General features: G+C 67.0%; 5 protein-coding genes. 4 read left to right on the plus strand and 1 reads right to left on the minus strand.

Annotated features, from left to right (window positions below; translation table 11 throughout):
• The 4 genes from ELR45_RS02675 to ELR45_RS02690 form a co-directional block, all read left to right on the plus strand.
• Positions 1-330: ABC transporter ATP-binding protein (locus tag ELR45_RS02675; protein WP_476704116.1), on the plus strand; the 330-nt coding region annotated here is incomplete at its 5' end.
• A gap of 25 nt (positions 331-355) precedes the next feature.
• Entirely contained in the window at positions 356-2158 is a 1803-nt protein-coding gene (locus tag ELR45_RS02680) for a peptide ABC transporter substrate-binding protein (protein WP_129663180.1), read from the plus strand.
• Positions 2159-2263: 105 nt separating this feature from the next.
• Complete coding sequence (locus tag ELR45_RS02685) at positions 2264-4705, plus strand: polysaccharide lyase family 8 super-sandwich domain-containing protein (RefSeq protein ID WP_165367413.1); 2442 nt, start codon at positions 2264-2266, stop codon at positions 4703-4705.
• 69 nt (positions 4706-4774) lie between these two features.
• Complete coding sequence (locus tag ELR45_RS02690; protein WP_129663184.1) at positions 4775-7702, plus strand: polysaccharide lyase family 8 super-sandwich domain-containing protein; 2928 nt, start codon at positions 4775-4777, stop codon at positions 7700-7702.
• A gap of 78 nt (positions 7703-7780) precedes the next feature.
• Here the strand turns inward: ELR45_RS02690 and ELR45_RS02695 are convergent, their stop codons facing one another.
• On the minus strand, positions 7781-8221 hold the full coding sequence (locus ELR45_RS02695) for a nitroreductase family deazaflavin-dependent oxidoreductase (RefSeq protein WP_129663186.1): 441 nt from the start codon (positions 8219-8221) through the stop codon (positions 7781-7783).
• Between the last annotated feature and the right edge of the window lie 110 nt (positions 8222-8331).

The following is an 8331-nucleotide window of genomic DNA, read 5'->3' on the forward strand; positions in this document are numbered from 1 at the left end:
GACGACCTCAAGCGCCGGCTCGGCCTGTCGATGCTGTTCATCACCCACAACCTGGCCGTGGCCCAGCGGCTGTGCGACCGCGTCATCGTGATGGCGTCCGGGCACATCGTCGAGGCCGCACCCACTGCCGAACTCTTCGCCCGCCCCCAGCATCCCTACACCAAGGCGCTGTTGGCCGCGGTGTTGCCAGTCCGCAGCGAACCCGTGCCGTGGCAGCCGGCCGCCGCGGCCGACACCCACAGCGGTGAACTCGTCGAAGTCAACCCGCGGCATTGGGTGCGCACCACCCAGGCGGACGGCTCGGCCGGCCAGCGTCAACCACCTATGTGAAAGACCGTCCATTCAGGAGGTTCAGATGAACCACGCACACCCAATACGGCGCCGCACCTTTCTGGCGGCGTCGCTCGCCGCAGTCGGCGCGGCCACGACCGCATGCGGCTTCGACGGCAACGACGACAGCGGCGGTAACGACGCCGCGGGCAATGGGAACGGCGACGGCGGAGGTGGCGACGGTGAGGGCGACGGCCCGCAGGAGGGTGGCACGCTGCGCGTGTCGATGATCCCGATCAGCGAGCTCGACCCGGCGATCGCCGGCGGCTCGTCGAACGGGCAGATCATCATGACCGCGCTGTGGGAAGGCCTCGTCGTGCTGGACGCCGACGACCCGTCCAACGTGCTGCCCGGGCTCGCCGAGAGCTGGGACGTCTCCGAGGACCAGCTCACGTACACCTTCCATCTGCGTTCCGATGCCCGGTGGTCCAACGGCGACGCTGTCACCGCGCAGGACCTGCTGTGGAACTGGCAGCGCATCCTCACCCCCGGTATCGCGGGCGAGAACTCGCCCTCGTACAACCAGGCCAACATGCTGGTCGCCGGGGCGGGCGACTATATGAACGGCGCCACCGAGAACTTCGACGACGTCGGGGTCAAGGCCCCGGACGACACCACCTTCGAGGTCACACTCGAGGCCCCCAACTCCACGCTCCTGCTCCACCTCGCGCACTACCAGTTCTTCCCGCTGCACCCACCGACGGTCGAAGAGCTGGGCGACCAATGGCTCGACACCGACCAGTGGGTGAGCAACGGTGCCTACGTCCTGGACAGCTTCCGCATCAACCAGGGGGCCGTGCTGCTGCGCAACGAGCACTACTGGGACGCGGACAACCATCACCTGGACCGTATCGAGGTCACGTTCAACGACGGCGGCACGACGGCCGACCTGCTGAGCTATCAGGGCGACGAGATCGACATCACCGGCCGCATCGAGGACGACCTGGAGGCGGTCACCACCTCCGACGTCGCCGGTGAGCTCATGTCGGCACCGCCGAACCAGATGCGGCAGCTGATCATGCTGAACAGCCGCAATACGACGCTGAACGATGTGCGGATCCGCGAGGCGCTCTCGATCGCCATCGACCGGGAGGCATTGGGCGAGATCAGCAAGCCCGCCGTGCCCGGGAACTCGATGATTCCCGACGTCATCGAGGGCTCCGACCAGATCCCCGGCGTGGAGTACGACGTCGATCGTGCCCTGTCGCTGCTCGACGAGGCTGGATTCCCCAACGGCGAAGGTCTGCCGACGATCACGCTGATGGACTACCAGTCCAGTCCATGGGTCGAGGCGATCGGCCAGATGTGGCGAGACAACCTGGGCATCGACGTCACCATCGACAACATCGAACGCGGCCTGTTCATCGAGAACATCGCCAAGCTCATGCCGGAGGACTACGTCGGGTTCTACCAGCTGAACACCTCGGTGTCGCCACCCGTGCTGGACTCGGCGGCGAAGCGCATCCTGCCCGCTGCGTCGTCCAGAATCGGCGGGATCAACCTGGTACCACCGGACGTCGCCGAGGAGTTCCTCGCCGCCGTCGACAGCGGCGCGTCCCCGGACGAGTTCCTGGCCATCTTGGACGGCAACCGCTATCCAGAGTGTGAGAAGGCCGTCGACCTCGCAAAGCAGGCGATGGCCGAGACCGACGGCGACAAGCAGTTCGAGCTGCTCGTGGAGTGCGCCGTCGCGCGCGATGAGGCGTTCGTGGAGATCCCTGTGCTCTGGGGCGGCTACAACCTCCTGATCAAGCCGCACGTCAAGAACCTCCAGCTCTGGCCGTTCACCTCGGTCTTCTCCACCAAGGGGGTCTATGTCGAGAGCTGAGCCTGCTCCATGATCATGAACACTTACCGTGCCATATGAACGGTAACTGTTCATGATCATGGGCGTCGTCATCCTCAGTCGTCCCGACCATCCACGGAGGTCATGATGCAGGTCCACACACGCACTGAACTGTCCCGGCGAACTCTGCTCGGGCTTGGAGCAGGTCTGGCGGCCGGGGTGGCGGCCGGCACCGCGGGGTTCAGTATCTTCTCCCCGCGCGTCGCCCGCGCGGCCGACGAGTTCGAACTCATCCGCAACAGATACGTCGAACTGCTGGTCGGCCCCGCCGACTCCGACACCAGCCATCCCGACATCGTCCGAACTATCGAGTCAATGACCGAGATCACGGATGACCTGCTGGCCGCGGTGGTGCATGACCCCGGACGAGACCGGGTCTTCGCGGACGAGCCGCTCGCCGACATCACCGATTCCCGGCCGATTCAGACCACCGCGCTGAACCTCGCCTCGATGGCCAAGTCCTGGGCGGCAGCGGGATCCCCGTATCAGCACGACGAAGAGCTGGGCAGCGCCATCGTGGCCGGTCTGCAGACCCTGCATGACCTGCAGTACAACGTCGACACACTGGAGTTCAACAGCTGGTACCACTTCGAGATCGGGGCGCCCCGCGGCATCCTCGAGGCGGCCACCATCGTCGGGGACATCCTGCCTGACCAGCTGCGAGCCGACCTCTCCGCGGCCGTAGCCCATTTCGTGCCGGACCCGAAGTACAACTACCCGCCGTACGACGACCGGCACAAGCTGGCCACCGGCTCGAACCGTCTCTACCTCTGCCAGAACGTCCTGGTGGCCGCTGCCCTGGTCGACGACGCGGAACGAATTCAGCTCGCCGCCGGCGGCGTTCCCGACGCGATCGCCCTGACCACCTCTGAGAACGGCGTGTACTTCGACGGGTCCTTGATCGCGCACAACAACGTGCCCTACACCGGAACGTACGGCCGTGCGTTGGTGACGTCGTCGAGCTACGTGCTCGCCATGCTGGGCGGCACCCAATGGGACCTGGACGAGGCGGAGGTCGGCCCGTTCCGCACAAGCATCGTACGGACCTTCGTGCCGTGGACCAGCGAGGCCTGGACCTTGCCTCCCGTGTGCGGGCGCGCCGTCGGGCGGGCGAACACGAACTCGGCCTGGCTGATGGGCAGCATCCTCACGCTCGCCGAGGGAGCCCCGGCGGAGATGGCCCGTGAGTGGCAGGGATACGTCAAGGGGTGGCTGCAGAAGGCCACCGAGGTGAACTACTTCGCGCTCCGGCCGCTGTCCGAGGCGCTGCTCGCGCAGCAGTTGCTGGACTCCGACGTGCCGGCGCTGGAGGAGGAGCCCGGCCCGCGGCTGTTCCCACAGATGGACCGCATCCTGGCCCGCGGGGACGGCTGGTGCTTCAGCCTGGCCACGGCGAGCACCCGCACCCGAGGATTCGAAACCCAGGGTGGGGAGAACCTCAAGGCCTGGCATCAGGGGTCGGGCGCGCGCTACCTGCATCTGGAGTCGGAACAGGAGCAGTACAACAACTGGTTCCCCACCATCGACCCGTACCGCATGCCGGGTACCACCATCGACTCGCAGCCGCACGGACAGAGCAGTGGCGGACGGGGCGGCTTCGCCTTCGTCGGAGGCTCGCAGGTGGGTGGGCACCGCGCCGATGACGGCTTCTACCAGCATCCGGCCTACGCGGGCTGGGTACAGCAGCTGCAGGGCTACGAGTCCGACATGGTCGCCATGCTGTCCTGGTTCTTCGTCGGCGACGGCGTCGTCTGCCTCGGCACGGGCATCAGCGGAGGCAGCGCCGATCACCACGTCGAGACCATACTGGAGAACCGGGCGATCAAGACCGACGCCATGCGCCACTGGTACGTCAACGGCGCGGCCGTCGAAGAATCGGAGCAGGACGGCTGGCGGGCCACCGTCGCCGACGTCCGCACCATGACGCTGCCCGACACGGCCAGTTACATCACGCTCGACGGGCCGCGCACGGTGGAGTTCTTGCGGGAGACCCGATCCGGAGCGTGGGCGGATCTCTCGGACGGCCGCAGCACCGAGGTGCACACCAACGAGGTGCACACGGCCTGGCTGGATCACGGCATTCGTCCCGACGGCGCCGCGTACGCGTACCTGATGCTGCCGCTGGCCGGGCCTGACGAGGCGACGTCGCGGGAGCGCGACCCTGGCGTGGAGATCCTGCGCAACGACACCACGGTGCAGGCGGTGTCGGCCCGAAGGTCCGGGTTCGTCAGCGCCAACTTCCATGAAGCGGCGACGATCGAGGCCGGCCCCATGACGATCTCCGGACGCAAGGAGACCTGTGTCTCGACGCTGCGGACCGGAAACCGCCGGATGGAGATCGCCATGGCGGACGCCAGCCAGTCCCGCGACGAACGGCGCACGGTGGTCACTTTCCCGCCGGGGCATCGGCTGGACACGGTCCATGCCGACCCGACGGTCGAGGTCAGCGTGGACGGAAACGAACTGACCATGGTGATCGACAGCTCGTCCAGCGACGGGCGTTCCCATCACGTCGAGGTCGAGTGGTAACCACGCACCGCCCATGAAACAGCTTCCTCTTCAACACCACACGTGCCTGCATCAGCATGAGGAGCGTTGATGAACGCGTACCAACGCACGACGAGAGCAACCGGTCTCAACCGATTGTCCCGACGACACCTGATCCTTGGCGCCGGCGCCGTCACGGCGGGGAGCGTCCTGGCCCCATACGGCCTGCTCGGCGTATCCACTGCCCGGGCCGCCGATGACGACCAGTACGACGCACTGCTGGCGACCTGGGTCAACCTGCTCACCGGCGGCGACTTCGACGGCTCCGATCCCGACTTCGGGGCCGTCGTGGACCGGCTCGACGATGGTGTGGCGTCCTCCATCGAGCTGATCGATCGCTCCGCCGACCGGCCCGGCGTGTTCACGGACATGCCGTTCATCGAGGACGGCACCCTGGAAGGGTCGAGCCGCATTCCGCTGACACTGAGCAGACTCCAGCAGATGGCGACCGCGATGCGCACCCCAGGGTCCCGTTTCAAGGGCGATCCCGACGTGCTCGCGGACGTCCTGGCCGGCATGGACACCACCAATCGACTGATCTTCCACGCCGGCCGGGACGAGTTCGGCAACTGGTACCACTGGGAGATCAGCGGACCGAACGCGCTGATGAACACCTGTGCGCTGGTGTACGAGCACGTCCCCGCGGAAGCGCTGCAGCGCTACATCGAGACCGTCGACCACTTCATCCCGGACCCGCACTACCAGTACATCGACGAACGCCGGAAGCTCTCGACCGGCTCGAACCGCATGTGGCTGTGCGAGGCGGTGGCGATCCGCGGCATCGTCGGACGCAACGAGGAGCGCATCACCCGCGCGCGGGACGGGCTCACCGACGTCTTCGTCTACGTCAATGGCGGGGACGGGCTCTACCGGGACGGATCGTATCTCTTCCACGCCGGCATTCCGTACACCGGCAGTTACGGCGTGTCTTTCGTCAACCGGTTCTCCAACCAGTTGGTGCTGTACGCCGGCTCGCCCTGGGATATCGGGAGCGCGGAGCGGGAGTTCGCGTTCAACGCCGTGGATCTCATGCTGGCGCCGGTGGTGTACGACAACCAGCTGCTCGACTGTATCCGGGGCCGGTCGATCTCTCGTTCCGCGGGCGACCACGGTGGCGGCCACCACGTGTCGGAGATCGTGCTCCGGCTGGCGCAGGCGGCCGACGACGACACCGCGGCGCGCTGGCGGGCGATGGTCAAGGGCTGGATCGAGCGCGACACGTACGACGACCCGCTCGGCGACGCGTCGATCCAACGGCTGGCGCTCTTCAAGGAGCTGCTGGCCGACGGGTCCGTGCAGCCGGCGCCGGAACCGGTCAACCACAAGCTGTTCGCCCAGATGGCCCGCGCCATCCACCGCAGAGACGGCTGGGCGTACGCGATCGCCATGTGCAGCGCCCGAGTCGGCCGCTACGAGGTCGCCAGCGGCCGGGAGAACGTCAAGGGCTGGCACACCGGCGAGGGCATGACGTACCTGTACAACGCGGACAACGGCCAGTTCATGGACGGCTTCTGGCCAACTGTCGACCCCTACCGGCTGCCCGGCATCACGGTCGACACCCGCCGCCTCGAGGAGATGGTCGGAGTCCGTTCCCGGCCGGACAGCCGGTGGGTCGGCGGCTCGGTGCTGAACGACGAGTTCGCAGCGGTCGGCATGGAGCTCAACGCGATGGAGTCGTCGCTGCGCGCCAAGAAGTCCTGGTTCTGCCTCGACGACCGCGTCGTCGCCCTCGGCGCGGGCATCACCGGCGGAGGCGGCCACATCGCCGAAGCCGTCGCCGACGCCCACGTCAACGCCGGCAACAAGGCCGACGACAACTTCGGCTCGGACAACCGGCTGCTGGTAAAGAAGGGCAGCCAGAACGTCACCCGGGAGGCCTACTTCGCCTTCGACCTCACCGACCTACCATCCGAGGTGGTCAAGGCCAGCCTGCACGTCTACGCACAAGTACAGGACTCCGGCGGCAACGAGACCGACATCGACGCGCACGGCGTCCTGGACTCGTGGGACGAGTCCACCCTGACCTGGAACACCAAGCCGGACACCGGCCCGCGGCTCGGCTCCGCGCGTGTGGACGAGCATCGTCGGTGGCGGGTCATCGACGTCACGTCGCACGTCCTCGAAGAGCTCGCCGCCGGGAATGACCGGGTCAGCCTCGCACTGAAGCAGGACCCGCCGGACGGCTCCGGGCTCAGCGTCTGGGTGGCCAGCACGGAGTACAGCTCCTACGCCTACGACCCGTACCTGTACCTGACGCTCACCGAACCCACGGAGACGGTGGAGACCGTCGTCGAAAACCGCAACCTGCACGCCGACGGCACGAACACGCTCACTGTCGACGGCGAACGTCAACCGACGACGCAGGGGTGGAGCGCCCGGTTCGACGGCGCGCGCTGGGCGCATCTGGAGGGCGTGGGCGGCTACCTGTTCCCCGGCGGAGCGACGCTGCACGCGCTGCGCGAGGAGCGGACCGGCAGCTGGCAGGACATCGGCAACGGCGACCCCGACCCGATCACCCGGCGCTACCTCACGCTGTGGTTCGACCATGGCGCCGATCCCGACGCCGCGTCGTACGCGTACGTCCTGCTACCCGGCGTCTCGGCGGAACGCACTGCGGAGATCGCGGCCGATCCGGGGACGGAGATCGTGACCAACGCTGGTGACGCACAGGTGGTCCGAGTACCGCGTCTCGGTGTCACAGCAGCCAACTTCTGGCGCGCCGGCACGGAGCGGAAGATCACCGTCGAGCAGCCGTGCTCGGTCATGATCTCCGAACGGGCGGGCACGCTCACTGTCGCCGTTTCCGACCCCACCCACCTGCAGGATTCACTGTCCATCGAGCTGGAACACGCAGGCTACCGCGACTGGACCGGAGACGACACGGTCACCGTCGACGACACGCAGCCCGCCATCCGGCTGCGGGTGGACACCAGCGACGCGGACGGCAGGACCCACCAGGCCACCTTCCGCCGCTCCTAGCCAATCTCGCCATGATCATGAGCACTAACCGTGCTATTTACACGGTTAGTGCTCATGATCATGGAGCGCGCGGAACTGTCAGCTGTCCTTCGGCGTCAGCACGAAGACAGGGATGACCCGCGACGTCTTCTTCTCGTAGTTGGCATAGTCCGGCCAGACCTCGACGGCGCGCTCCCACCACAGGGCCCGCTCCTCGCCGACGACCTCACGCGCCTCGTAGTCCTTCTTGACCGAGCCGTCCTGCAGCTCGACGTGCCGATGCTCGACGAGGTTGTAGTACCAGACGGGATGCTTGGGCGCGCCGCCGAGCGACGCGACCACGGCGTACTCGCCGTCGTGCTCGACCCGCATCAACGCGGTCTTGCGAAGCTTTCCGGTCTTCGCTCCGACGGACGTCAGCACGATCACGGGACGGCCCTGGAGCGTGCCGCCCTTCTCCCCATCGGTCTGTTCATAGAGCTCGGCCTGGTTGCGAGCCCAATCGGAAGTACTCGGTTCGTATACACCTTCAAGTGGCATGCCTGCGGCAACAAACGCCGACGGTGTCCCTATTCCACCCGACCAAACGAGCCTGCGTCGGTCGGCCCGGGCCGGTCACCACGGAACGTCCGCGCCGTCCCAGAGGGTGA

The sequence above is a fragment of the Phytoactinopolyspora endophytica genome (assembly GCF_004138495.1).
Lineage (GTDB): Bacteria > Actinomycetota > Actinomycetes > Jiangellales > Jiangellaceae > Phytoactinopolyspora > Phytoactinopolyspora endophytica.